This window comes from Actinoplanes xinjiangensis, assembly GCF_003148685.1.
Taxonomy (GTDB): Bacteria; Actinomycetota; Actinomycetes; order Mycobacteriales; family Micromonosporaceae; genus Actinoplanes; species Actinoplanes xinjiangensis.
Map to the genome: position 1 here is coordinate 58,478 of NZ_QGGR01000007.1, position 23,987 is coordinate 82,464.

Here is a 23,987-nt window from a genome sequence, read left to right on the forward strand (position 1 = left end):
CATGACGACTCTGACCGATCGGCCCCGCACCGCCCTGCTCGTCATCGACGTCCAGGTCGGTGTGGTGGCCGGCGCGCCCCGCCGCGACGACGTGATCGCCAACATCAACACCCTGGTCGACAAGGCCCGCTCCGAGGACGTCCCGGTCATCTGGGTGCAGCACTCCGACGACGGCCTCGCCCGCGACAGCGACTCCTGGCAGTATGTTCCGGAGCTCAGCCGCCGCGACGACGAGCCACTGGTCCACAAGAACTACGGTGACTCCTTCGAGGCCACCGGCCTGGAGGCGCTGCTCGCCGAGCGCGGCGTCGGCCGGCTGATCGTCACCGGTGCGCAGAGTGACGCCTGCATCCGCTCCACCCTGCACGGCGGGTTCGTCCGGGGCTACGACGTCACACTCGTCTCCGACGCGCACACCACGGAGGATCTGTCGGCCCATGGTGCACCCGCCCCCGAGCAGGTCATCGCCCACACCAACCTCTACTGGCAGTTCCAGAGCGCTCCCGGGCGCACCGCCGGCACCGTCGAAACCGGGAAGGTCGAGTTCACCGCGTGACCACCGTGAGGGCATGATCGGGATGCATGTCGCCGCACCCGGCTGGACGGAAGAGGTAACCACCGCACCATGAGCACCACCGACAACCTCTGGCTACAGAAGATCGCCGCCGACCCGAACCACTCCCGGTGGTATATCGACCGGTTCCGTCAGATGGCCGCCCGCGGCGAGGACCTGGCCGGCGAGGCCCGCATGATCGACGCCATGGTGCCGCGCGGCGCCCGGATCCTGGACGCCGGCTGCGGCACCGGGCGGGTCGGCGGCCATCTCGCCGCGGCCGGCCACGAGGTCACCGGGGTCGACCTCGACCCCGAGCTGATCGCCGAGGCCCGGTCCCAGCATCCCGGGGCGACATGGCAGGTCGGCGATCTCAGCGTCCTGGACCTGCCGGCCCGGTTCGACGTGATCGTCTGCGCGGGCAACGTGATGGCGTTCGCCGGGCCCTCCACCCGCGGCGAGATCCTGTGCCGGTTCCGGGCACACCTCGCCGACGGCGGCCGGGCCGTGGTCGGGTTCGGGTCGGGCCGCGGTTACGAGTTCGACGCCTTCCTCGCCGACGCCGCCGCGGCCGACCTCACGCCCGACCTGCTGCTCGACACCTGGGACCTGCGGCCACGCACCCCCGGCGCCGACTTCCTCGTCGCCGTCCTCAGCCCCACGGCCTGAACGGGGTGCCCCCGGCCTGCGGCGGCCGGGGTCGCTCGTCCAGGGCCCTGCGCAGAGCACGGGTCACCATGTTGAAGACGCGTGGTTCCCGGCTCTCGTAGAGGGTGACCGTACGTCCCTGGTAGCGGGCCTGCAGCACCCAGACCTGCTTGGTACGCCACGGCTCCCACCAGTTGCGCTCGACGACCTCGACGGTGACGTCCCCGATGTCGGCGATCGCATACGTCTCCGGCGTCCCGCCGGTCTCCCGGATGAACGCCTCACTGGTGACCTCGGCGTCGTAGCTGCGGTAGTAGACCCTCCTCAACCAGGACTCCTCTCGGAACGCTTCCCGAGGTCAATGTCCCACGGGTGTCGACGCACCTCAATCCGTCAGACGCCCCACCCCACCCCCGCCGCGCCGTTCCCCCGAACTCGATGCCATCGCGACGCGGGACGGGGGCCATGCGGGAAGGGGTCCAACGTCCCTGTCGGCGTGGGCGGGACGGCGGCGAGGCTGGTGACGACCCGCAGACCGGGCCACCACCGGACGATGGAGTGGAACATGAGCACACCGCAGACCCCGACCGCCCGCACCGGAGGCCGGGCCGGACTGATGCTCGCCCTGGCAACCCTCGGCTTCGCGGTCAACTTCTGGGCATGGGCCCTGCTCAGTCCGCTCGCCACCAGGTTCCAGACCGCTCTGCACCTGACACCGTTCCAGCAGGCGCTGCTCGTCGCCGTGCCGGTCGTCGTCGGCTCGGTCGGCCGGATCCCGGTCGGCGCCCTCACCGACCGCTACGGCGGCCGCGTCATGTTCCCGCTGATCTCACTCACCACCATCGTGCCGGTCCTCTACCTCGGCCTGTTCGGCCACGACGCCCTCACCGCACTGCTGGTCGGCGGATTCTTCCTCGGCATCGGCGGCACCGCGTTCGCGGTCGGTGTCCCGTTCGTCAACGCCTGGTTCCCGCCGGAGCGGCGCGGACTCGCCGTCGGCGTCTTCGGCGTCGGCATGGGCGGCACCGCGATCAGCGCCCTGACCACCGTCAAGCTCGTCGACGCCGGCGGGACCGCCACCCCGTTCCTGATCACCGCGGGGGTGCTGGCCGCGTACGCCGCCCTCTCCTGGCTCGTCCTCCGGGACGCGCCCGGCCGTTCCGTGCCCACCGCACCGCTCGCGCGGCGGCTCGCCGCCGTCCTCCGCCTGCGGATCACATGGCACGCGTCCGCGCTGTACGCCGTCGCCTTCGGCGGATACGTCGCCTTCTCCGTCTACCTGCCCGCCTACCTGAAGACCGCCTACGGCCTCACCCAGGCCGACGCCGCCAACCGGATGGCCGGATTCGTGCTGCTGGCCGTGGTCATGCGCCCCGTCGGCGGCTGGCTCTCCGACCGGTACGCCGCCGGCCGCGTCCTGGCCGTCGCTCTCGGCGTCGTCGTCCTCGGCGCCGTCGCACAGTCCTTCACCCCGGGCCTGGCCCCGGTCGGCACGATCGCCTTCCTCGCCATGGCCGCCGCCCTCGGCACCGCCAGCGGCGCCACCTTCGCCCTCGTGGCGCAGACCGCCCCCGGCGACCAGGTCGGCGCGGTCACCGGGATCGTCGGCGCGGCGGGCGGCCTCGGCGGGTTCATTCCGCCGCTGGTGATGGGCGCCATCTACGGGCGGTTCCAGTCGTACGCCCTCGGCCTGGCCCTCCTCGGGGTCGTCGCCCTGGCCGCCCTCCTGCTCGACGTCCTCTCCGTCAGCCGCCGCCGGGTGACCGCCTGAGCCGCGGCCCCGGTGCGCGGCCGGTGAGGGTCAGGCGGCGGCCAGGAACTCCCGGATGGCGGTGGCGACCGGGATGGGCGCCTCCTCGGCCTGGTGATGACCGCTCCTGATCACGACGTGGCGCAGCGGGACGGTGAGCCAGGGAGCCCAGATGGATGCCGGGTCGCCGTGGATGTCCAGGTCGTCGTCGGCCGACTCCAGCAGCATCGTGGGGCACTGGACCCGGCGGCCCGCCGCGCGGTCCTCCTCGTCGTGGCGGCGGTCGATGCGCAGGTTGGCCCGGTAGTCCTCGCACATGCCGTGCACCACGGCGGGATCGCGCAGCGCCGCCCGCACGTCCTCGTGATTGCCCTCGCCCATCTCGGCGGGGGACGCCAGGCGGTACCACGCGTCCGGATCGGCGTTGATCACCCGCTCGGCGGGCTTGTCGGTCTGGCCCAGGAACCACCAGTGCCACCAGGCCAGCGCGAACGTGGCGTCGGTGCGCTCGAGATGTTCGACCGCGGGCAGGCCGTCCATCACCACCAGATGCGACACCCGCTCCGGGTGGTCCATCGCGGTACGGAACGCGGCCACTGAACCGCGGTCGTGGCCGACGACCGCGAACCGGTCGTGACCCAGGTGGGACATCAGGCGGACCACGTCCAAGGCCATGGCCCGTTTGCTCGACTGGGCGTGGTCGGGCTGGTCCGGTGGGAGCGTCGACTGCCCGTACCCTCGAAGGTCGGGTGTCACCACGAAATGGTGCGTGGCCAGGCGGGGAGCGACGTCGTGCCAGGTGGTGTGGGTGCGGGGATGACCGTGCAGCAGCACCACCGGGCTACCCGCGCCCCCGTGCCTGACCCGCAGCGTCACGTCGCCGACGGTGACGTGTTCCAGCTGAAATCCGTCGAACATCGGCACCACGCTACCCCGTTCCCGGACGGGATCGCCGGCCTCCACGGGCAGGCCATGTTCGATACGGCGCCCTCGGGGAGATCGGGTGAGCGGGCGTCAGACGTTCCCGCCGGGACCGGATCCGATCACCAGGAACGTGTTGTCCGGCCACGGCTGCTCGGGGTCGGGCTCCGACGGCGGGCGGAGGAACACGATGCGGACTTGACGGGGCCACCATTCCACCGGCTCCGTCCACGTGCACCAGAGCCGTCGGCGGCCGTTGTCGAGGCAGTCGCCGGCCTGGTCCCAGCCGCTGAGCTGGGCGGCCACCGCCGACTGCACCTGCTCCCACGTCGTGCCGGGCGGCATGGCGTAGGTGCGCACGTCGGCCCGGCCCCGATCGCTGCCGAGGTCCTGGTGCAGCTCGCTGAAGCGGAGGTCGACGACCGGTTCGTAGGCGCCTTCCGGCAGCGTCTCGGTGGCCCCGGGTGGCGCGGTGACGGTGACCGGCTCACCGGCGGTCAGCCATCGCGCGCCACTGACAATCGCCGCGGCGAGGACGATGATGGCCACGGTGGCGATGACTGCGGCACGTATTCGTCGATCGATCTGCACGCCCGCAGTCTAGGAAGGGCGGACGACATGCGGCGCGACCCGATTCGGATGGTGGTATACCGGCCGGAGTGGGCCGCCGAGTTCGAGCGCGAACGGGCCCGGACGGCTGCCGCTCATTCAGGCCGTGCTGGCGCGGGCCACTCGGGAGCGAGGATCGACATGACCGTGGCGTCGATCCAGTCGTCGCCGGCCCGCAGCGCCTGCCGCAGCACGCCCTCGGCGACGAAGCCGACCTTCTCGTAGACGCGGCGGGCGCGGGGGTTGTGCGCGTACACCTCGAGCGAGATCCGGTGCAGGGCCAGCCGCTCGAAGCCGTAGCCGACGATCAGGCGTACCGCTTCGGTGCCGAGCCCCCGGTTGCGGCCGGCCGCCACGAACAGCGTCCGGAAGTTGCAGCTGCGGTTGTACGGGTCCCACTCGTTGAGGACCACCTCGCCGACGCACGCGCCGCTCGCCCGGTCGACGACGGCCAGATCCAGGCGGTCGTCCCGGCTGTTGCGGCTGCCGTACCAGGCCCGGGTCCGGTCCTCGTCGGGCGCGTCCCCCGGCGGGCTGCCGGTCAACCGGGCCACCTCGGGGTCGGCGATCGCCTCCAGGAACACCGGGACGTCCTCGTCGACGAACGGCCGGAGGATCACCTGGTCGCCGGTGAGCACCGGCTTGATCGAGAAGTCGGACATCCGCTGATCCTCCGGCCGCCGGGTGGAGCCGTCAAAGGAAATAGCCACGGCGGTTGCGGGCAGCGGTCAGGACGGGGTCAGGCTCTGGGTGCCGATCACGGTGAGCAACTTGAGCCGGTCGGCGGCGTCGCTGCCGACCGGCGCCGAGTAGGCGACCATCTTCACGTCGCTGCCCGGCGCGGTCAGCACATCACAGTCGACCACGAACATGCCCACCTCGGGATGGTGCACCGTCTTGCTGTTCGACTCGTGGACACCGACGACACCGCTGTCCCAGAGCCGCACGAACTCGGGACTCGCCGACCGCAGGCCGGCCACCAGGTCCCGGAGCCCGGGATCGGCGGGATACCGGGCGGTCGCCGCCCGCAGATCGGTGACCAGCGTCGCCCGGAACAGCGCGTTGTGCTCGGGGCTGCACCGGATCCGGCTCGGCATGCCGGTGAACTCCCGCCACGCGACGTTGCGCTCCCGCCCGCGGAACATCGACAGATCACCGATCAGGGCCGCGGCCAGCGGGTTCCACTCGATCATGTTCCACGCCGCGTCACAGACGGTGAGCGCGACACCGTCGAGCTGGTCCATCAGGCGGCGCACCCCGGGCGGGAGATCGACCGGGATCCGGCCCGCGCCGGGCGCCGTCTGGCCGGCGAGAACGAACAGGTGCTCCCGCTCGGCGGTGGACAGCCGCAGGGCCCGGGCCAGCGCCGACAGCACCTGCACGGACGGCGACGTCGCCCGGCCCTGCTCCAGCCGCACCACGTAGTCGACCGACAGCCCGGCCAGTTGAGCCAGTTCCTCGCGCCGCAGCCCGGCGGCCCGCCGCACCCCGCCGGCGGGGACGCCCGCCGCCTGCGGTGTCGTGCGGTCACGCCAGCCCCGTAGTGCCCTGCCCAGTTCCCGCGATCCACTCACCCGTCGAGTATCCCCGGGCCCGGCCCCGACAGCCTGGTACTGCCGGTACCACCGATCAGCGGGCCCGGCGGACCGGAAGACCGTCCAGCAGGGCGTCCAGCGTCTCCGGATCGGCCCAGCCGTTGAGGGCCACGTCACCGGACGAGGTCACCGTCACCTCGAGCCGGTCCGGTGCGCTCACGTCACGCAGACGGTCGGTGAGGTGCACGAACTCCTGGTTCGTGGAGCCCGCCCACGGACGGGCGTGATCCAGCAGATCCTGACGGAACGGGCCGGCGACCAGCAGATCCGTGGCCTCCAGCAGGGCGGCCACGGGACGGTCGCCGGCGCCCGCCCGGTCGAGGAGATCGGCGTACCCGTACCCACTGAAGGTCATGACCGTGAGACCCGCCCGGCGCACACCGGAGGCGACCACGGCGAGGCCCGCCGCCTGGTCGAAGGGTTCGCCGCCGAGCAGGGTGACGCCGTCCGTGCCGGCCGCGACGATCCGGGCGACCAGCTCGTCCGCGCCGACCGGCGTGCCGCCGCGGGTGGTGAACAGGTGCGGGTTGAAACAGCCGGGACAGCGGATCGAGCAGCCCTGCACCCAGACCGCGGTGCGAACGCCCGGCCCCTCGGCCACGGTCCGGTCGAGGAACCGGGCCACCCGGACCGTCGGCTCAGATGTCGACGATGCGGCCATACGGATGCTCCCGTTCGGACAGCCGCTCGGGCTCGGGCGCCGGCGGCCGGCAGGTCAGGCGGTCCCGGACGGCCGTGAACTGATGCGGTGCCAGCTCGGCGGCGGCCGCGAACTCGGCGACGGTGGCGAAGCCGTTGCGCTCCCTGCGGGCCGCTACGGCCCGGGCGGCCCGTTCCGGCCCGATCGACGGCAGGGCGGCGAGCTCGTCCAGGCCCGCGGCATTGACGTCGAGCAGCAGCGGTACGGCCGGAGGCGGCACCTGGAGCGCCTGCTGAACCGGCGCCGGCAGCGGAGGCGTCGGCGGTGGCGCCTTCCACGGCTGCGGCTCCTGCGGGTAGGCACTACCCCGCCGCTGCCGCACCAGCCACCGCAGCCACGACGAATTGATGGCGACCGCGTGACCCACCGACACCACCCACGTCAGCACCCAGAGCAGCGCGGTCAGTGACGCGAGATCCGAGTCCTTCGGCAGGCTGTCGCTGATGAAGAGCAACGCCATCGCCGCCACGCTGTAGACGATGCCCGCGATCCACCAGGCCGGCCGGCGCGCCCGCAGACCGACGTAGAGGAACCCGCCCACACTGCCGCAGCCGAACGTCAGGAACGGCGCGAGCAGCCACGCGCTGTGGCCCAGCTTCCAGGCGAGTCCCGGACGGTACGGGACGGGCTCAGGCGGGGTCCACGTCACGGTTCACCTGCTGTTGCCACGCGGTCTGCTGCTCACGCGTGTAGTCCGTCGTATAGGCGCTGTCCTCGACCCGGCCGTCGACCAGGTCCTCCAGCACGGCGATCCAGTCGAGGCAGCGGTCCCCGACGATGTCCAGCGTCTCGGCGGTGACGGTGCCGTCGGGATGGACGGTCACCTCGATGCGCGGCCGCTCACTCATGCCCGCTCCCGCTCCACCTCGAACACCAGCCGCACCGAGGCGTCCTCACCGACCGACTCCGACTCCAGCCGCAACCCGGCCGCCGGCGCCTGACCGCGCAGGCGCTCCAGCACCGCCCGCTGCACCTGCCGTCCATACGCGGCGTCCACCGACGACACCTTCTCGACCGCGCCGGTCTCACCCGTACCACTGAAATGGGCTGACCAGAGGCCGTCGGCCTCGCGGGCGAAGGTGGCCGTGACACCGTCCGTCCAGCGGGCCGTCACGCTGTCGTCCGCAAGACGGACGTCGGCGCCGGTGTCGCGCAGCGCGTCGCCGAGCATGCCGGCGTCGCGCATGCGGGTGGCGACCCGGCAGACACCGTCGGCACGCCGGTCGGCGGCGGCCTTGAACGCGGCGGCACCGGCCATCGCCAGCGGCACCAGAAGCATCGTCACACTCACCGTGAACCCCCGTCCCCGTGTGTGGGTGGGTCACACCCTATCGTTCGGTGAGATCCCAGTCGTCGTTGCCGGTCGCCGAGACCGCACGGTTACGCGCCCACTCCCGCAGCGCGCCGATCCGCTCGGCCTGCGTGACACTGAGCGGGACGATACTCATCACCGCGCGGACCAGATCGTCGCGGCGCACCGGCCGCCGCTCGGAGAACGCGTCGAACAGCGCGGCCGTCACCGCCTGCTCGATCTCGGCGCCGGAGTACCCGTCGGTGAGCCCGGACAACTCGGCCAGCAGATCCTCGGCGAACAGCAGATCCCCGGCGGCGCGCGGATGGGACAGCGCCCGCCGCAGATGCACCCGCCAGACCGCGGCCCGTTCGGAGCGGGTCGGCAGATCGACGAAGAACGTCTCGTCGAACCGTCCCTTGCGGAGCAACTCGGACGGCAGCCCGTGGTAGTCGTTGGCGGTCGCGGTCACGAACACCGGCAGCCGCTTCTCCTGCAACCAGGTGAGGAACGTGCCGAACACCCGCGCGCCGGTGCCGGAATCGCCGGCCGCCGACCCGGCGAAACCCTTCTCGATCTCGTCGATCCACAGCACGCACGGCGCCAGGGCCTCGGCGGTCCGCAGCGCGGTGCGCATGTTGTGCTCGCTGGACCCGACCAGCCCGGCGAAGACCCGGCCGATGTCGAACCGCAGCAGCGGCAGACTCCAGGCGGCGGCCATCGCCTTCGCGGTCAGCGACTTGCCACAGCCCGGAACCCCGGTGATCAGCACGCCGCGCGGCGCCGGCAGCCCGTAGTCGGCGGCGTCGGCCAGCCAGGATCCGTTGCGTTTGAGCAGCCAGTATTTCAGCTTCTCCAGGCCACCGACCTCGTCCAGGGGGATCTGCGCGGAGACGAATTCCAGAAGACCCGACTTGCGTACGGTCTGCCGCTTCTCGTCGTGGATGACGTCCAGCGCGCCGTCGTCCAGGACCGGGCCGCTCACCATGGCCCGCGCGTACGCGTTCTCCGCCTCCTGCATGGTCAGCCCGGCCGCCGCCGTGGCGAACCGCTCCCGGCCGGCCTCGTCGAGATCGACCCGCAGCCGCCCGTTCGCCGTGTTCGACCGGATCATCGCGTCCAGCAGGGCACGCCGCTCGGCCGCACCCGGCAGCGGGAAATCCACGATCGTGACGTCCTTGGTCAGCTCCGGCGGCAACTCCAGCACCGGCGACATCAGAATCAGCGTGCGCGGATGGCGACCGGTGCGGAACGCCTCGGCGACGTCGCGCAACAGCCGGACCGTCTCGGCGTCCGGGAAGTTCGGGTGCAGGTCACGGAAGACGAGGACGGCCGGCTCGTCGATCCGCTGCACCGCCCGCAGCGCGTCAGTGGCCCGCTCGGTGCCGGCGCGGACCTCCCCACCGGGCTGGACCAGGCCGGCGGTCCTCGTCCACGACCAGACCGGGCGCGGCACCCGGACGAGATCCGGGTTCCCGGCCACCGCGCCGATCTTGTGCAGGGCCCGCTGCTCCTCGTACGTCTCCAGGTAGAGCAGGGGGAAGCGGGCCTTGAGCAGTTGCGCCAGCGTCTCCGGGAACGACCTCTCCATCGGGCTGAGGGTAGTGGGAGGCGCAAGGTGACCCGGACGCTCCTCGTACCCCGCCCGACCGCGTTTGACAGACTCTGCGGTATGGGGTTGTTCACGCTGACCGAAGCCCGCGCCGAGTTGACCCGCCTCCGGCCGGTCCTCGACGAGATCGTCACCATCCGGGCCGACCTGGTGGAACTCTCCGCGGCCCTGACACCGGGCGGCGCACCCACCCCGCTCGGCGGCCTCCCGGAACGCAAGGCCGCCGAGGCCCGCCTCAACGAGCTGATGGCGACGGTCCAGGAGACCGGCGCCGACCTGAAGGGCGTGGCCCCGCTGCTGGTCGACTTCCCGGCCACTCTCGACGACGTCCCGGTCCTGCTCTGCTGGCTCGAAGGTGACCCGGACATCACCTGGTATCACCGGGCCGACCTCGGCTTCGCCGGCCGCCGCCCCCTCCCGGCCGAACCCCGGTAGACCCACCGCCCCGCCAAGCCACCGTTCTGCGGTGGTCACCGCCCGAACCGCAGCGCCCAGAACCACCAGCCGGCTCGTGCATCCCGGCCCCCGCCCACCAAACCGGCTGGTCCCCACCGCTGTCTCACGGCTTTCGAGACAGCGGTGACGACCAGCCGGGGACGTTCGGCTGGCTGTCAGCGTTGTCTCGCGGCGCTTGAGACAGCGGTGGGGACCAGCCGGGGACGTTCGGCTGGCTGTCAGCGTTGTCTCGGAGTGCTTGAGGCAGCGGTGGGGGCCAGCCCGGGGTGGGCCGGTGTTGTGCGGGCGGTCGCTGATGTTTGTGGCGGTGAGGGACGGATTCGGCCCGGCGGTCGCGGGGCGGCCGGGACGGGCCGCCTGGCTTGCGGGGTAGGCGCGGTGCTTCGAGTGGCCGTACCGCATGGGTGTGTTTCAGACCGTCAGGGTCCAGGTGTCGAGGTAGCCGGTGTCGCCGGAGTAGTCGTCCCGGATGCTCAGGCGCCAGGCGCCGTTCGTGGTCTCCGCGGACAGGTTCGCGGTGAACGTGGTCCTGACGTCGGCGGCGCTGTCGGTGCTGTTCGTGGCCTTGAGGACGTAGTAGGTGTTGTCCGGGGCGTAGAGGTAGACCGATACGTCACCGCGGAACGGGTGGACGATGTCGACGTAGATCGCCGACGTGCTGGACGGGGTGGCCCGGGAGCAGCCGGAGATGGTGATCGTGCTGGTCACGGCGGCGCCGGCGTCGGGGATGGTGACGTTCGTGCCGTTGGTGCCGGTGCAGGTCCCGCCCGGAGGGGTGGGCGACGTCGTCGGGGGTGTGGTGCCGCCGCCGAGCACCGTCTCCACCGTCACCGTGCTGTTGGTGCAGGCCGCGGCATAGGTGGTGAGGGCGTTCTTCTCGGCCGTGTCGACGGTCAGGCCCCAGCGGGTCTTCACCGCCGTCCACTCGGTGATGTAGCGGCAGCGCACGCCCGCCACCGACGGGATCCACTCGGCCGGGTCCCGGTCGCCCTTCGACTGATTGACGTTGTCGGTCACCGCGGCCAGGGCGCGGGCGTCGCCGAGATCGTTGGCGTACGCCTCGCGCTGCGCCGACGTCCAGGTGCGGGAACCCGAGTCCCACGACTCGGCCAGCGGCACCAGGTGGTCGATGTCCAGGTCGGCAGGGTCGGTCCAGGTGGCGCCGTCGAAGTAGGAAAGCCAGCGGCCGCCGCTGAGGGCGCATCCGGAGCCGACGCCGGGGGCCGTGGTCGCCTCGGTGATCAGGACCTCGTAGCGGGTGTTGCAGCCGTCGCCGTCGGTGTCGATCCAGTGGTTGAACAGGTCACGGTCGTAGCCGGTGCGGACCTCGGTGGCGACCGGCAGGTTGGCGACCATCGTGCGCAGCGGCTGGGACACCGTCGCCGCCCGGGCCGGCCCGGCGGTGGTCACCACGGCGATCAGACCGCCGGCCAGGGCTGTCGTGGCCGCGACGGCGAGTGTCATGCGTTTCCGGATCATGGGGGTCTCCGGGTTCTTCGGGGAGTTTCTGAGATTCTCGGCGCCCCGGAGCCTCCGGATCACATTTATGAATGCCAATGTTGCATGCCAGCTGGGTAATCGGCGCGGTGGTATGCCAGGCCGACCACGTCCTGCCGGCGCTGGTCGAGGTACCAGCTGCCGGACTCCGTCAGATCGATCGTGTGCCGCAGGATCCCCGGGCGGTCCATCGGCAGTTCGGCGAGGACCTCTCCGCGCGGGGAGACGATCATGCTCGGGCAGTGCTGGTACGGGTCGGGGATGTTCGCGGCGAGGACGAACCGCTGGTTCTCGGCGGCCCGGCTGATCAGGTGACTGCGCCAGACGCCCGCCGGCTCGCGCGGGTTCGCGGCGTTGGTCAGGTAGGCGAAGAACGCGGCTCCCTCGGCGGCCAGGTGCTGCCACTGCTCGGGGAAGCGGATCTCGCGGCAGAGCTGCACGCCCGCGGTCCGGCCGTCGACGTCGAACGTGGGCAGGTGATCGCCCGGCTCCAGGTGGGCCCGTTCGTTCACGGCCAGGTTGATCTTGCGGTAGATCCGGGGCTCGCGGCCGGGGGAGAGCAGGACGGCGGCGTTGCACCAGCCGGTCGCCGTCGGGAGAAGGGAACCGAGGAAGACCTGCGCCCGGTTGCCGGCGGACAGGGCGGCCACCGCGGCGCGCAACCGGTCCGGATCCACCGTCCGCAAGGGTGTGAGGTCCTCGGCGTAACCGGAGAGCATGCCCTCCGGGAAGATCACCACATCGCCGGGGTGGGTGCTGTCGAGGACCTCGCGCACGGCGGCCAGATTGGTGTCGACGTCCCACACCGCGGGGATCTGGGCGATCACGACCGAGAGCTGCACGGGCGCCATTCTGTCGTACCCCGTGACTAGGGTGTCGGCATGCTCATCGACGAGGATGCCTGGGGGTTCCCGGACGACTGGTGGCACGGCGTCCATCCGCGACGCGGTGGCCGCCGGGTGCCGCCGCCGGCCGAGAGTGACCCGGAGCAACGACTGCGGGAGCATCTGGCGGGTGACCGGGGCCGGACCCGCCGGGAGCGGATCATGGGCCGCCTCATCGAGTATGACCGGGGGCTGCTCGCCGTCGGTGACGACACTCCGGTCGGTGCCGCGGTGATCGCCCTGACCACCGGTGCGGAGCCCTTGGTCGACGCGTGGGTCGCCCGGTTCGGGGTGCCGTTCGCCGTCAGCGCCGTCGGGGAGGCGTTCCGATTGGTCGACTCGGGCGCGCTCTGGCGTTCCCGCGATGGTGGGTTCGAGCGGTTGTGGCGTTCCGAGGACTTCGGGCGGGCCTGGGCGGTGGCCCGTCAGGTGCGGCGTCATCTCGCGGCGGCGCCCGATGACGTCGACGCGATCCTCGCCGGGTTCCGGACCTGGCCGGCCGGGCGGATCCTCACCTCCTATCTGATGCCGACCCGGGTCGACTGGGTCGACGAGGACTGCGCGGCCGCCGCCGGCTGGGACGAGGGCCCGGAGGAGTGGCAGTGGGCTGATCACCGCCATCTGCGGAGCGCGCTCGTGCTCGCGGCGGGCCACACCGGGCATCTGGAGCTGTTGCGCGACGCGATCACCGACGCGATGCTCGGCTACCGGGACCTGGGCGCCGTGGCCACCGTGCTCGACGGGGTCGGGCCGTCCGCCGTCGAGTATCTTGCCGAGCCCTTCTACCTGCGGTTGTTCCGGTTGCTGGACGACGGGTCGGACAACCGCGAGCGGCTCGGGGAGCCCGCGATCCGGATCATGGCGGCGACGCCGGATGACGACGCCATGCGGATCCTGCTGCGTCACACCCTCGACGGGGAACGACCCCGGCCGGGGCAACTGCTCAGGTCCGGTGCGATGAGACGCTATCCGGCTCGGGCGCTGCGGGTGCTCGCCGAACGCGACGACGCGGTTTCCCGTGACCTGGCCGGTGCCATCGTGCTCGACCGGCCGGAGCTCGCCCCGGCCCTTGCGGAGCCGGTGCGTGCCGGGCTCGGCAGCGGCTGGGCCGCCCTCCTCGACGCGAACGCCCGGCACCGTCCCCTCGACAGCGCCGACGACGTGAAACGGGCGGTCGGTGCCCTGGCCGCGATCCCGACCGAGGAGGCGTTCGGCCTGGTTTTGGACCGGGTGGAGCGCAAATACTTCCGGCAGGCGCTGCTGGCCGCGGCCAAACGTGCCCCGGATCGCGCCGTTCGGGTGCTCGCGGCCCGCGACACCGATCCGGCGGTCTCGGAGCTGTTGCGCGACCATGTGCTCCGATATCCGGCGTCACTGGCCGCCCTCGACGAGACCGACCGCGCCCGGGTCCGGGCCCGCATCGGCGTTCCGGCTCGCACCGCCGTGGCCGGTGCCGTCCCGTCCCCCGGTGGGGTCACGTCCGCGGGCCGGGTCCCGGCCGTGCTCGCGCCCGCCTCCCGGGCCGGCGGCCTGCCGGAGTGGCTGGTGCCGGCCCGGCTTCCGGCTGTCACGCTGCGCGACGGCGGCGAGGTGCTGGCTCCCGAGGCGGTGCGCCGGCTGTGTCAACTGCTGGCCGCCTCCCGGATCGGGCGGATGAAACCCGAGATCGACCAGGTTCGGCAGCTCGGGGACTTCGCGGCGTTCGCGTGGGAGATCTTCGAGCAGTGGCGGGCCGCGGACTGTCCGCCGAAGACCACCCTCGCCATGACCGCGCTGGCGGCGTTCGGTGACGACACCACCGTCCGGGACCTGATCGCCCTGCTGCCCGGCTGGTCGTCGGTCAGCAGCCGGGTGCGCGCCGGCATGGACGTGCTCGCCGCCATCGGCACCGACGCCGCTCTCACCCAGCTCGACCGGCTCAGCCGTACCGCACGGACCGCGGGGTTCCGGCGGGCCGCCACGGTCCGTCTGACCGCCGCCGCCGAGGGCCGCGGTCTCCGGCCCGAGCAGCTCGCCGACCGGATCCTGCCGGACTTCGGCCTCGACGCCGACGGGCGGACCACACTGGACTACGGGTCACGCCGGTTCACCGTCGGCTTCGACGAGCAGTTGCAGCCGTGGATCGCCGACGCGACCGGGCGGCGGCTGACGCGGCTGCCCCGGCCCACCGACGACGTCTCCACGGCCGCCCACAAGCGGTTCGCCGAGATGAAGAAGGAGGCGAAGACGGTCGGCGCCGACCGCGTCCGGGCGATGGAGGCGGCCATGGTCACCGGGCGCCGCTGGACCCCGGAGGAATTCCGCCGCCACCTGATCGGGCACCCACTGGCCTGGCAGCTGACACACCGGCTGCTGTGGGCGGCGTTCGACGGCGACACCATGGTTGTCGATGCCGGTGCGGCTTTTCAGGGCGGCCGCGCGGGGGTCACGGTCTTCCGGATCGCCGAGGACCGGACGCTCGCCGACCTCGACGACAAACAGTGGACTCTGCCGGAGGGCGCCACCGTCGGTGTCGCGCATCCGTGGCACTTCGCCGGGGACCGGGCCGTGTGGGCGTCACTCTTCGCCGACTACGCGATCATTCAGCCGTTCCCGCAGGTCGGCCGGGAGCTGACCGGCCGGTCCGAGGCCGACGTGCCGGCGTTCACCGGCCGGCCGGTGCAGGGCCGCCGGCTGTTCGTGCTGAGCGCGCGGGGCTGGCAGTTCTCCGACGGCCACCACTCGCTGCTGCGTGACTTCCCGGGCGGGCACACTGTGGAGATCGGGTACTCGCCCGGATACCACTGGCAGGAGCCGGATCTGCCGAAGCAGTTCGACGGTGTGACCGGTCTGGACGATCTCGGCCCGATCGCGTTCTCCGAGGTGATCCGGGACATCCGGTACCTGACGGGCCCGTGACAAAATCGGCGCGTGCAGATCGGGATATTGGGGCCGTTCGAGGTCCGGACAGACGGCGGTACCCTCGCCGACGTGCCCGGCGCCCGACTGCGCGGGCTGCTGACCGCGCTCGCTCTCGAGCCCGGCCGGGTGGTCTCGAAAGCGATGCTCGTCGACCGGATCTGGGGTTCGGCTCCACCCGCCGACGCCACGAACGCGCTGCACCGCCTGGTCTCCCGGCTGCGTAAGACCCTGCCGGACGGCACGATCGAGGGCCTGGCCGACGGTTACCGGCTGGCCGTGGAGCCGGGCGCGGTCGACGCCGTCCGGTTCGAGCGTCTGCTCACCGCGGGCCGAGCGCGTCCCGGCGACGACCCGGAGCGGGTGCGGCTGCTGCGCGAGGCCCTCAACCTGTGGCGGGGCGCCGCCCTTCAGGATGTGGATCCGCCCGACCATGCGGCCGTCGCCCGCCTGGAGGAGATGCGCCTGGCCGCCCTGGAGGAGCGGTTCGAAGCCGAGATCCGCCTCTGCCCGGCCGGCGACCAGGCCGCCCTCATCGCCGAACTGACCGGCCTGGTCACCGAGCATCCGCTGCGGGAACGGCTGGCCGCCGCCCTGATGCGGGCTCTCGCGACGGCCGGGCGCGGCAACGAGGCGCTGCAGGTCTACCAGCGCACCCGGGAGGCTCTGGCCGGCGCGCTCGGCGTCGACCCGTCCCCGGAGCTGGCCGCCCTGCACGTCACGCTGCTGCGCGGCGACGGGGACGGCCGGGCGCCGGCCCGCCGGACCAATCTGCGGGCCGAGCTGACCAGCTATGTCGGCAAGAGCGCCGACATCGCGGCGGTCCGCGAGCTGGTCACCGGGCATCGGCTCATCACGCTGATCGGGCCGGGTGGAACGGGGAAGACCCGGTTGGCCGTCGAGTCCGGGCGTACCCTCGTCGACGATGTCGCCGACGGCGTCTGGCTGGTGGAGCTGGCGCCGCTCGGCGCCGGTGGCGACGTGGCGCAGGCGACCATCGCCGGGCTGGGTCTGCGCGACGCACTGCTCGGCGCCGCACCGAACGCCGACCTGACCGACCGGATCGTCGCCGCCGTCCGCGACCGCGAGATGCTGCTGATCCTGGACAACTGCGAGCACCTGATCGACCAGGCGGCGGCGTTCGCGCACCGGATGCTCGGCGAGTGCGCCCGGCTGCGGATCCTGGCGACGAGCCGCGAGCCGCTCGGCATCACCGGTGAGACCCTGTGGCAGGTCGAACCGCTCGACATGGGGTCGGCGGTCCGGCTGCTGCGCGACCGGGCGGCCGCCGTCGGCCGGCCCGGTGACGACGACACGGCGACGCCGGCCCGGGTCTGCCGGGCCCTGGACGGCATGCCGCTGGCGATCGAACTGGCCGCCGCCCGGCTGCGCACGATGACCCTCGACCAGCTCGCGCACCGCCTCGACGACCGGTTCCGTCTTCTCACCGGTGGCAGCCGCACCGCCCTGCCCCGGCACCGCACGCTGCGTGCCGTCGTCGACTGGAGCTGGGACCTGCTCACCGACGACGAGCGGACCGCCCTGTGCCGGCTGTCGGTGTTCGCCGGCGGCGCGAGCCTGGAGGCGGCCGAACGGGTCGGCGCCGACCTCGACCTGCTCACCTCGCTCGCCGAGAAATCGCTGCTGGTCACCGTGGGCGGCGACGCGCCGCGTTACCGGATGCTCGGCACCATCAGGGAGTACGCCGCGCAGCGTCTCGCCGAGGCCGGGCAGTCCGAGCCGGCCCGGCTGGCGCATCTGGCGTACTTCACCGAGCTGGCCGAGACCGCGGAACCCCGTCTGCGCCGCGCCGACCAACTGGAGTGGCTGGCCCGGCTGGAGGCCGACCACGACGACCTCGGGGCGGCGATGCGGGGCGCGCTGGCCGCCGGGGAGACGGTGGCGGCGATGCGTCTCGCGGCAGCCGCCGGCTGGTACTGGTGGCTCAGCGGCCGCAAGACCGAGGGCAGCGAGTTGCTCCGCGCGGCCCTGTCGATGCCCGGCGAGGTACCCGACCGGATCCGCGCCACCGTGTACGCGCTGATGAGCATGTACGTGAACTCGGGCATGGGCGACGAGCACCAGGCCGCCGAGTGGATCCGCCAGGCGTACCGGTTCAGTCGTGGCGTCGACGGCGGGCACCCGCTGATCGGGTTCGTGGTGCCGCTGGAACGGATGCTGCGGGAGCCGGGCGTCGCCCTGTCCGCCTTCGAGCCGCTGCTGCACGACGACGACCCGTGGGCCCGTGCCCTGGCCCGGCTGCACCTGGGGAAGATGCGGATCGTGCTGGGGCACGACGGGCCGGACACCGACGTGCACCTGAAGACCGCGCTGGCCGAGTTCCGGGCGCTGGGGGAGCGGTTCGGGATCTCGTTCGCCCTCGGTGAGCTGGCCGAGCGGCTCGCCGGGCAGGGTGAGTTCGCCGAAGCGTGCGGTCACTACGAGCAGGCCGTCGAGGTGGTCACCCAGGTCGGCTCCACCGAGGACGTGATCCGGCTGCGGGCCCGGCAGGCGCAGCTGTACTGGCTGATGGGCGACCGGGACACCAGCGCGGCCGCCCTCGCCGAGGCGCAGCGGCTCGCCGAGCAGGTCACCTGGCCGGGAGCGCTGGCCGTGCTGGCGTTCGGCAAGGCGGAGCTGGCCCGCTGGAGTGGGGACCGGGCGGAGGCGTACCGGCAGGTCGACGCCGGGACCGCGCTGCTCGGCGACGAGGCGCAGTGGCCGAACATCCGCGCGGGCACCCACGACCTGCTCGGCTACCTCGCCGAGGATCCGGCCGGGGCGCGGGCCGAGCGGGTGGTGGCGTACCGGTCGGCGGTCGAGGCGGGACATGCGACGTTGATCGCGCAGGTGCTCGTCGGAGTCGCCGACCTGGCACTGCGCGACGGTGATCACGCGCAGGCGGCCCGGCTGCTGGCGGCCGCTGTGGCCGTACGCGGCCGGCCGGACCGCTCCCATCCGGAAGCCGGGAGAATCGAGGAGACCGCACGCCGCCGCCTCGGCGAACCGGGGTTCGCCGAGGCGACCGAGGAGGGCGCGGCGGCCGACTGGCGCCGACTGGCCGAGGCCACCCTCGCCGGATGACGGTGCGGGGTCAGGCTCGCCGGTTGAAGGTGCGGATCGCCCACACGTAGCCGAGCAGGGCGATCCCCGCGCACCAGGCCACCGACGTGATCAGCGCGGTGGTGTCCGGTGTTCCGGCCAGCAGCGACCGCAGCGCCTCGATGATCGGTGTGAACGGCTGGTACTCGGCGAACTGTGCGACGCCGGTGCCCACCTTCTCGGCCGGCACGATCGCGCTGCTGAAGAACGGCAGCATGACCAGCGGCACCGAGCCCAGCCCCGCGGTCTCCGGTGACTTCGCGGACAGGCCGAGAGCGACCGTGAACCAGCTGACCGAGAAGCTGAGCAGCAGGGCGAGACCGATCACGCCGAGCCAGCCGGTGAGCCCGGCCGGCGAGCGGAAGCCCAGCAGCAACGCCACCCCGATGATCGCCGCGACCGCGATCACGTTGTTCAGCATGCTCGCGACGACGTGCCCGGTCAGGACCGCGCCCCGGGAGACGTCCATGACCTTGAACCGGTTGATGATGCCCTTGGTCATGTCCGAGTTCACGGCCGTCGCGGTGGCGCTGAGCCCGTAACAGACGGCCAGCAGGATCATCCCCGGCGTCGCGTAGTCCACGTAGTCGACGCCGACGTCGAACGCCCCGCCCATCACGTAGACGAACATGACCATGATGACGACCGGGAACAGGACCGAATTGAACACCGCGGCCGGGTTGCGCAGTGTGTGCTTGAAGTTGCGTCGCAGCATGATCGTCGAGTCGCTCATCGGGTGCTCACCTCTCGCCCGGTCAGGGCCAGGAAGACGTCGTCGAGGTCGGGGGTGTGTACGGACAGTTCCTCGGCATGGGCCCCGTGGTCGTCGAGCCGGTTCAGCAGGTCCCGCAGCGACGCGGTGCCGCCGTCACCGGGAACCCGCAGCGTCACGCCGTCCTCGTCACGGGTCGCGCCGGGGAGGAGCCCTGCCGCCGCCTCGGCTTCGGGCGCCGCGCTGAACCGGAGCCGGACGTGACTGCCCGGAATCTGCCGCTTCAACTGGGCCGGGGTGCCCTGGGCGACCAGGCGACCCTGGTCGAGGACTGCGATCCGGTCGGCGAGCTGGTCGGCCTCCTCCAGATACTGGGTGGTGAGGAAGATCGTCACCCCACCGGCCACCAGGTCACGGATGATGTCCCACATCGTGCGCCGGCTGCGCGGGTCCAGACCGGTGGTCGGCTCGTCGAGGAAGATGATCCGCGGACCGCCGACGAGCGTCATCGCCAGGTCCAGCTTGCGGCGCATGCCCCCGGAATAGGTGGCGACCGGCTTCCGCGCCGCCCCGGTCAGGTCGAACCGCTCCAGCAGCCCGGGTATCACGGCGCTGTCGGCGCGCTTCAGATCCACCATCAGTTGCAGGTTCTCCTGCCCGGTCAACAGGTCGTCCACCGCGGCGAACTGGCCCGTCACGCCGATGTGTGCCCGTACCCCCTTGGCGTCTCTGATCACGTCCCGGCCCGCCACCCGGACCGAACCGCCGTCGGCCTGGATCAGGGTGGTGAGGATGTTGACCGTGGTGGTCTTGCCAGCCCCGTTCGGGCCGAGAAGGGAGAAGACCGTGCCGGCCGGGACCTGCAGATCGATGCCGTCGAGCACGACCCTGGTCCCGAAGGCCTTACGCAGGCCGGACACCTCAATCGCCGAATCACTCATGCGAGAAGATTCGAGGCCCGCGCTGACAGCCCCCTGTCACGCCTCTGACACGGCGCCCACGGGATCGATCAGCACCTTGGGACCCGCTCCCGCCGACGAGGGGCGCCACCCGGACAGCACACCGGCGGCCTCGTCGAGGGAGACCGTCGCGGCCACCAGCGGCCGCGGATCCACCGCCCCGGACGCGAACGCGGCGATCGCCGGCGCCAGCCCCGCCGACGCGCCGAGGATCCCGACGGCGGTCACGTCCTTGAGCACCACGTCGCGGGTGTCGATCGTGCTCGGTGTGCCGGACAGACCGATGTAGACCAGCCGCCGGCCGGGTTCGACCAGCTGGACCGCCAGCCCCGGCAGGGACGCGGCGTTGGTGGCGTCGACGACCGCGTCCCACGGCAGCGACGGCAACGAGTCCCGCGTCCACACGTCGCCGAACCCGAGCGACCGGGCGAACGTCAGCTCCTGCCCGAGCAGATGCACCTCGATGCCGCGGGCCCGGGCCAGCATCGCGGTGAGCAGCCCGATCGTGCCGGTACCCAGGACCAGCAGCCGTTCCCCGGTGGACAGTGCGGCCGCGTCCACACATCGCTGCGCGTTGCCGGCCGGCTCGACCAGAGCACCGGCGACGGCGTCCACCCCGTCCGGCAGGGCGTGCAGGTAGGCCGCCGGAAACGCCAGCCGCTCGGCCAGCGCACCGGCGAGCCCGTCCCGGATGCCCAGCTCGTGCCGTTCCGGGCAGACGTGGTGCCGCCCACCGGTGCACCGCCGGCAGTGACCGCAACCGATCATCGTGTCACCGGTGACGCGCCGGCCCAGCCACGAAGCGTCCACCCCGGCGCCGACCTCCCGGACGGTGCCCGACCACTCGTGGCCGGGGCGCAGCGGATACGACGAGACGCCGCTGTGCAGGTAGCTCATCTCGCCGGTGAACAGTTCCACATCGGTGCCGCAGACCCCGGCACGCGCCACGTCGACGACCACCTGCCCCGGCCCGGCGACCGGTGCCGGAACCTGCCTGACCTCGGCCCTTCCGGGGCCGGTCAGCACCAGTGCGCGCATCAGGATCCCTTCCGCCCGGCCGCCGCGCCCGCCGCCGTCTGGAGCACGCCGAGCCCGATGATCATGACGAGGGTAGCCTCCCAGGCGCCGGTGCGTTCGGCCAGCACACCGGCCGCCACCGGGCCCGCCGCGGCCAGCAGGTAGCCGAGCGACTGCGCCATCCCGGACAGCCGGGTCGTCTCCGAGGCCGTACGCCCACCGAGACTGATCAGGGTCAGCGCCGCCACCAGCGAAGCACCCTGCCCCAGCCCGGCGATCGCCGCCCACAGCACCGCCAGCCCCGGCGCGGCCAGCAGCCCACCCATCGCCACCACCACCGGCAGGCTCGCCGCGATCGCGCCGAGGGCCCGCGTCGCCGGGTCCCGCAGCAGCAGGGGAACCGCGAGCCCGCCCAGGATCCCCATGCCCTGAATCAGGAACAGGTGCAATCCCGCGGTCCGCTCGGACACCCCGTGACTGATCTCGATCGTCGGCAGCCAGGTCACCAGCACGTAGAAGCAGGTGCTCTGCAAGCCCATGAACGCGGTGATCAGCCACGCCCTCGGCTGCCGCCACACCGGTGCGCCGGCACCCGGCACGCTCACGTCGGCGACCGGCTCCGGCTTCGCCCGCGGCGCCCACACTGCCGCCACGACCAGCGTCGGGATCGCCCACAAGGCCAGCGACAGCCGCCAGTCCACGGCATCCGCGACCGGAACGGCCACCGCCGACGCGGTACTCGCCGCCAGCGTGATGAACGCCGTGCAGAACCCGGTGGCCCGCGACACGTTCGCCGCGAAGTCGCGCTTCACGATCGCCGGCACCAGCACGTTCCCGACCGCTATCGCACACCCGATCACGGCGGTGCCGGCCCACAGCCCCGCCGTGCCCGTGTAGGACCGCGCCACCGAACCCGCGGCCAGCACCAGCAGCGCCAGCAGCACCGCCCGCTCCATCCCGAACCGCCCGGAAAGCCGGTGCACCTGCGGCGACACGAACGCGAACGCCAGCAACGGCAGCGCACCGAGCAGGCCCTGCGCCGCCTCCCCGAGCCCGGCATCCGCGCTGATCTGCGGAAGCAGCGGCCCCACCGCGGTGATCGCGGGCCGCAGACAGAGGGCGACGAGAAAGACCGTCGCAGCCGCGGACGCGGCCGGCAGTAGGCGCTTCACGTCCGCGAGCCTCTTACGGTCCGCTCCCCACGGTCAAGATCCCCTCTCCGGTACGAACCACCCGCCCCCACCCCACGCAAGAGGCCCCTCCCGCGCCCCCGCCGCACAAACCTCCCGCCCTCCGGCGCCCGGCCCCGCCACTGCCGCCGACAGCAGCGGCTCACGCCCGCCAGCTGGTCCTCACCGCTGTCTCAAACGCCCCGAGACAGCGGTGACAGCCAGCCGGTCCTCCCCGGCTGGTCCTGGCCGCTGTCTCAAACGCGCTGAGGCAGCGGTGGCAGCCAGCCGGTTCTTTCGGGCTGGTTCTGGGCGCTGTCTCAGACGCGCTGAGGCAGCGGTGGGAGCCAGCCGGTTCTTCCTGGCTGGTCCTGGGCGCTGTCTCAGACGCGCTGAGGCAGCGGTGGGAGCCAGCCGGTTCTTCCTGGCTGGTCCTGGGCGCTGTCTCAGACGCGCTGAGGCAGCGGTGGGAGCCAGCCGGTTCTTCCTGGCTGGTCCTGGGCGCTGTCTCAGACGCGCTGAGGCAGCGGTGGGAGCCAGCCGGTTCTTCCTGGCTGGTCCTGGGCGCTGTCTCAGACGCGCTGAGGCAGCGGTGGGAGCCAGCTGGCTCTTCCGGGCTGGTCCGGGGCGCTGTTTCGGGGGTCGTGAGGCAGCGGTGGTGGCCAGCTGGGCGAGATCGGCGGCGCCGGAAGGCGGACACGAGCCGCAGCCGCCCGCGGTCCTGTGGGGCTTCGGCGCGCCGGTGTCGCGGAACTTCACGGGATCGGGGTGCGGAGAAGGTCATTAGCACCTGGTGGGTGGTGTGTCTCCGGATCGACGGAAACGGGGAGAGTGGCCGCCCGGTTGGGGAAGGTGGAGTGGTCGGGAGACGGACGGGAGCCGTGCCGGGGGCCGGGATCGGGGATTTGCGATGATCGACGTCATGGCGACGTCAGGCACCGAGCAGGCCGTGGTGGCGGACCGGGTGGCGCGGCTGTTCACCGAGATCCTGTCGCCGGCGGTGCTGGTGGCCACGGTGCTGTTCGCGGTGGCCTGGGCGTCTGCTGATTCCCCGATGTCCGCGCTGGTCACCGGCGTGATCGCAGCCGCCGCGGCCAGTTTCCTGCCGATCGCCTACATTCTGCACGGTGTGCGCCGTGGCTCCTGGACCGACCGGCACGTCGGCGTCCGCGCCCAGCGAACGCTGCCGATGCTGGTCTGTCTGGGTTCCACCGCCTCCGGCACCCTGGCCCTGGCCGCCGCCGGTGCGCCCCGCGACCTGCTGGCCCTGATCGCCTGCATGGCCGCGGCCCTGGTGGTGGCCACCCCGATCACGTTGCTGGCCCGCTGGAAGATCTCCATCCATTCGCTGGTGGCTGCCGGGACCGCGGTGACCTTCACGGTCGTCTTCGGGTGGGTCCTGCTGTTCACCTGGCCGCTGGCCGCAGCCGTCGGCTGGTCCCGGGTCCACCTCCGTGACCACACCATCGCGCAGGTCCTGGCCGGAGCCCTGGTGGGAGCCTGCGCCACAGGCCTCCTCTACCCGACCCTGCGCTGACGCCCGGCTCCGCACGCGCTGGCAGGCCGGGCAGGTTGTCAGCGTGGGGCCGGGTTGGCAGGCGGGCGGAGGCGGGC

Annotated in this window: 23 protein-coding genes; 7 read left to right on the forward strand and 16 right to left on the reverse strand. The window is 72.4% G+C overall.

Annotated elements, in window-relative coordinates; translation table 11 throughout:
- Position 1 precedes the first annotated feature (1 nt).
- Complete coding sequence (locus BC793_RS17210) at positions 2 to 556, forward strand: cysteine hydrolase family protein (protein WP_109593978.1); 555 nt, start codon at positions 2 to 4, stop codon at positions 554 to 556.
- A 69-nt stretch (positions 557 to 625) separates the two neighbouring features.
- Positions 626 to 1,222, forward strand: a complete 597-nt coding sequence (locus tag BC793_RS17215; protein WP_109593563.1) for a class I SAM-dependent methyltransferase — start codon at positions 626 to 628, stop codon at positions 1,220 to 1,222.
- Here BC793_RS17215 and BC793_RS17220 read toward each other — a convergent pair.
- Complete coding sequence (locus tag BC793_RS17220) at positions 1,206 to 1,529, reverse strand: DUF6232 family protein (RefSeq protein ID WP_109593564.1); 324 nt, start codon at positions 1,527 to 1,529, stop codon at positions 1,206 to 1,208. The two genes, BC793_RS17215 and BC793_RS17220, sit on opposite strands and share 17 nt — an antisense overlap.
- A gap of 237 nt (positions 1,530 to 1,766) precedes the next feature.
- Here BC793_RS17220 and BC793_RS17225 point away from each other — a divergent pair, with 237 nt between their 5' ends.
- Positions 1,767 to 2,972 carry an MFS transporter gene (locus BC793_RS17225; RefSeq protein ID WP_203896272.1) on the forward strand — a complete coding sequence of 402 codons (1,206 nt, stop codon included), beginning with the start codon at positions 1,767 to 1,769 and terminating at the stop codon, positions 2,970 to 2,972.
- A gap of 30 nt (positions 2,973 to 3,002) precedes the next feature.
- Here BC793_RS17225 and BC793_RS17230 read toward each other — a convergent pair whose 3' ends face one another.
- The 9 genes from BC793_RS17230 to BC793_RS17270 all read right to left on the reverse strand — a co-directional run bounded on the left by BC793_RS17230 (position 3,003) and on the right by BC793_RS17270 (position 9,658).
- Positions 3,003 to 3,869 carry an alpha/beta fold hydrolase gene (locus tag BC793_RS17230; protein ID WP_109593980.1) on the reverse strand — a complete coding sequence of 289 codons (867 nt, stop codon included), beginning with the start codon at positions 3,867 to 3,869 and terminating at the stop codon, positions 3,003 to 3,005.
- 96 nt (positions 3,870 to 3,965) lie between these two features.
- Positions 3,966 to 4,463, reverse strand: coding sequence for a hypothetical protein (locus BC793_RS17235; protein WP_146246320.1), 498 nt, complete (start codon positions 4,461 to 4,463; stop codon positions 3,966 to 3,968).
- Positions 4,464 to 4,576: 113 nt separating this feature from the next.
- Entirely contained in the window at positions 4,577 to 5,143 is a 567-nt protein-coding gene (locus BC793_RS17240) for a GNAT family N-acetyltransferase (RefSeq protein ID WP_109593567.1), read from the reverse strand.
- A gap of 66 nt (positions 5,144 to 5,209) precedes the next feature.
- Positions 5,210 to 6,055 carry a helix-turn-helix transcriptional regulator gene (locus tag BC793_RS17245; protein WP_109593568.1) on the reverse strand — a complete coding sequence of 282 codons (846 nt, stop codon included), beginning with the start codon at positions 6,053 to 6,055 and terminating at the stop codon, positions 5,210 to 5,212.
- A 55-nt stretch (positions 6,056 to 6,110) separates the two neighbouring features.
- Positions 6,111 to 6,737 (reverse strand): 4Fe-4S single cluster domain-containing protein, encoded by a 627-nt coding sequence (locus tag BC793_RS17250; RefSeq protein ID WP_109593569.1) that lies wholly within the window; start codon positions 6,735 to 6,737, stop codon positions 6,111 to 6,113.
- Positions 6,715 to 7,425 carry a helix-hairpin-helix domain-containing protein gene (locus BC793_RS17255; RefSeq protein WP_109593570.1) on the reverse strand — a complete coding sequence of 237 codons (711 nt, stop codon included), beginning with the start codon at positions 7,423 to 7,425 and terminating at the stop codon, positions 6,715 to 6,717. Before BC793_RS17255 ends, BC793_RS17250 begins: the two co-directional genes overlap by 23 nt.
- Positions 7,406 to 7,624 (reverse strand): DUF2997 domain-containing protein, encoded by a 219-nt coding sequence (locus BC793_RS17260; RefSeq protein ID WP_109593571.1) that lies wholly within the window; start codon positions 7,622 to 7,624, stop codon positions 7,406 to 7,408. Before BC793_RS17260 ends, BC793_RS17255 begins: the two co-directional genes overlap by 20 nt.
- Complete coding sequence (locus BC793_RS17265) at positions 7,621 to 8,055, reverse strand: hypothetical protein (protein ID WP_239170100.1); 435 nt, start codon at positions 8,053 to 8,055, stop codon at positions 7,621 to 7,623. The genes BC793_RS17260 and BC793_RS17265 overlap by 4 nt, the downstream gene beginning before the upstream one ends.
- 49 nt (positions 8,056 to 8,104) lie before the next feature.
- A complete protein-coding gene (locus BC793_RS17270; RefSeq protein WP_109593573.1) occupies positions 8,105 to 9,658 on the reverse strand; it encodes an AAA family ATPase in 1,554 nt (517 codons plus the stop codon).
- Between the two features lie 81 nt (positions 9,659 to 9,739).
- On the opposite strand from BC793_RS17270, the gene BC793_RS17275 reads away from it, so the two are divergent.
- Positions 9,740 to 10,114, forward strand: coding sequence for a DUF2203 domain-containing protein (locus tag BC793_RS17275; RefSeq protein ID WP_109593574.1), 375 nt, complete (start codon positions 9,740 to 9,742; stop codon positions 10,112 to 10,114).
- Between the two features lie 432 nt (positions 10,115 to 10,546).
- Here the strand turns inward: BC793_RS17275 and BC793_RS51320 are convergent, their stop codons facing one another.
- Positions 10,547 to 11,614, reverse strand: a complete 1,068-nt coding sequence (locus tag BC793_RS51320) for a proprotein convertase P-domain-containing protein (RefSeq protein ID WP_109593575.1) — start codon at positions 11,612 to 11,614, stop codon at positions 10,547 to 10,549.
- Between the two features lie 65 nt (positions 11,615 to 11,679).
- A complete protein-coding gene (locus BC793_RS17285) occupies positions 11,680 to 12,474 on the reverse strand; it encodes a carbon-nitrogen hydrolase family protein (protein ID WP_239170090.1) in 795 nt (264 codons plus the stop codon).
- A 39-nt stretch (positions 12,475 to 12,513) separates the two neighbouring features.
- Between BC793_RS17285 and BC793_RS17290 the strand changes: the two genes are divergently transcribed.
- Positions 12,514 to 15,414 (forward strand): DUF4132 domain-containing protein, encoded by a 2,901-nt coding sequence (locus BC793_RS17290; RefSeq protein ID WP_109593577.1) that lies wholly within the window; start codon positions 12,514 to 12,516, stop codon positions 15,412 to 15,414.
- A 12-nt stretch (positions 15,415 to 15,426) separates the two neighbouring features.
- Complete coding sequence (locus BC793_RS17295; protein ID WP_109593578.1) at positions 15,427 to 18,498, forward strand: ATP-binding protein; 3,072 nt, start codon at positions 15,427 to 15,429, stop codon at positions 18,496 to 18,498.
- 10 nt (positions 18,499 to 18,508) lie between these two features.
- Here the strand turns inward: BC793_RS17295 and BC793_RS17300 are convergent, their stop codons facing one another.
- The 4 genes from BC793_RS17300 to BC793_RS17315 are packed head-to-tail and all read right to left on the reverse strand — an operon-like array spanning position 18,509 to position 22,376.
- Positions 18,509 to 19,249, reverse strand: coding sequence for an ABC transporter permease (locus BC793_RS17300; protein ID WP_109593579.1), 741 nt, complete (start codon positions 19,247 to 19,249; stop codon positions 18,509 to 18,511).
- The gene (locus tag BC793_RS17305; RefSeq protein WP_109593580.1) at positions 19,246 to 20,169 is read right to left on the reverse strand and encodes an ATP-binding cassette domain-containing protein; all 924 of its coding nucleotides are present in this window, start codon (positions 20,167 to 20,169) and stop codon (positions 19,246 to 19,248) included. Before BC793_RS17305 ends, BC793_RS17300 begins: the two co-directional genes overlap by 4 nt.
- A gap of 36 nt (positions 20,170 to 20,205) precedes the next feature.
- The gene (locus tag BC793_RS17310; protein WP_109593581.1) at positions 20,206 to 21,225 is read right to left on the reverse strand and encodes a zinc-dependent alcohol dehydrogenase; all 1,020 of its coding nucleotides are present in this window, start codon (positions 21,223 to 21,225) and stop codon (positions 20,206 to 20,208) included.
- The gene (locus tag BC793_RS17315; protein ID WP_170167248.1) at positions 21,225 to 22,376 is read right to left on the reverse strand and encodes an MFS transporter; all 1,152 of its coding nucleotides are present in this window, start codon (positions 22,374 to 22,376) and stop codon (positions 21,225 to 21,227) included. Before BC793_RS17315 ends, BC793_RS17310 begins: the two co-directional genes overlap by 1 nt.
- A gap of 919 nt (positions 22,377 to 23,295) precedes the next feature.
- Between BC793_RS17315 and BC793_RS17320 the strand changes: the two genes are divergently transcribed.
- Complete coding sequence (locus tag BC793_RS17320; protein WP_109593984.1) at positions 23,296 to 23,910, forward strand: phosphatase PAP2 family protein; 615 nt, start codon at positions 23,296 to 23,298, stop codon at positions 23,908 to 23,910.
- Positions 23,911 to 23,987: the final 77 nt, after the last annotated feature.

Bases quoted from the DNA above. Each gene is read 5' to 3' on its own strand.
- BC793_RS17210 (WP_109593978.1), top strand. From the start codon at position 2: ATGACGACTCTGACCGATCGGCCCCGCACCGCCCTGCTCGTCATCGAC.
- BC793_RS17215 (WP_109593563.1), top strand. From the start codon at position 626: ATGAGCACCACCGACAACCTCTGGCTACAGAAGATCGCCGCCGACCCG.
- BC793_RS17225 (WP_203896272.1), top strand. From the start codon at position 1,767: ATGAGCACACCGCAGACCCCGACCGCCCGCACCGGAGGCCGGGCCGGA.
- BC793_RS17230 (WP_109593980.1), bottom strand. From the start codon at position 3,869: ATGTTCGACGGATTTCAGCTGGAACACGTCACCGTCGGCGACGTGACG.
- BC793_RS17240 (WP_109593567.1), bottom strand. From the start codon at position 5,143: ATGTCCGACTTCTCGATCAAGCCGGTGCTCACCGGCGACCAGGTGATC.
- BC793_RS17250 (WP_109593569.1), bottom strand. From the start codon at position 6,737: ATGGCCGCATCGTCGACATCTGAGCCGACGGTCCGGGTGGCCCGGTTC.
- BC793_RS17260 (WP_109593571.1), bottom strand. From the start codon at position 7,624: ATGAGTGAGCGGCCGCGCATCGAGGTGACCGTCCATCCCGACGGCACC.
- BC793_RS17265 (WP_239170100.1), bottom strand. From the start codon at position 8,055: ATGCTTCTGGTGCCGCTGGCGATGGCCGGTGCCGCCGCGTTCAAGGCC.
- BC793_RS17270 (WP_109593573.1), bottom strand. From the start codon at position 9,658: ATGGAGAGGTCGTTCCCGGAGACGCTGGCGCAACTGCTCAAGGCCCGC.
- BC793_RS17275 (WP_109593574.1), top strand. From the start codon at position 9,740: ATGGGGTTGTTCACGCTGACCGAAGCCCGCGCCGAGTTGACCCGCCTC.
- BC793_RS51320 (WP_109593575.1), bottom strand. From the start codon at position 11,614: ATGATCCGGAAACGCATGACACTCGCCGTCGCGGCCACGACAGCCCTG.
- BC793_RS17290 (WP_109593577.1), top strand. From the start codon at position 12,514: ATGCTCATCGACGAGGATGCCTGGGGGTTCCCGGACGACTGGTGGCAC.
- BC793_RS17300 (WP_109593579.1), bottom strand. From the start codon at position 19,249: ATGAGCGACTCGACGATCATGCTGCGACGCAACTTCAAGCACACACTG.
- BC793_RS17305 (WP_109593580.1), bottom strand. From the start codon at position 20,169: ATGAGTGATTCGGCGATTGAGGTGTCCGGCCTGCGTAAGGCCTTCGGG.
- BC793_RS17310 (WP_109593581.1), bottom strand. From the start codon at position 21,225: ATGCGCGCACTGGTGCTGACCGGCCCCGGAAGGGCCGAGGTCAGGCAG.
- BC793_RS17320 (WP_109593984.1), top strand. From the start codon at position 23,296: ATGGCGACGTCAGGCACCGAGCAGGCCGTGGTGGCGGACCGGGTGGCG.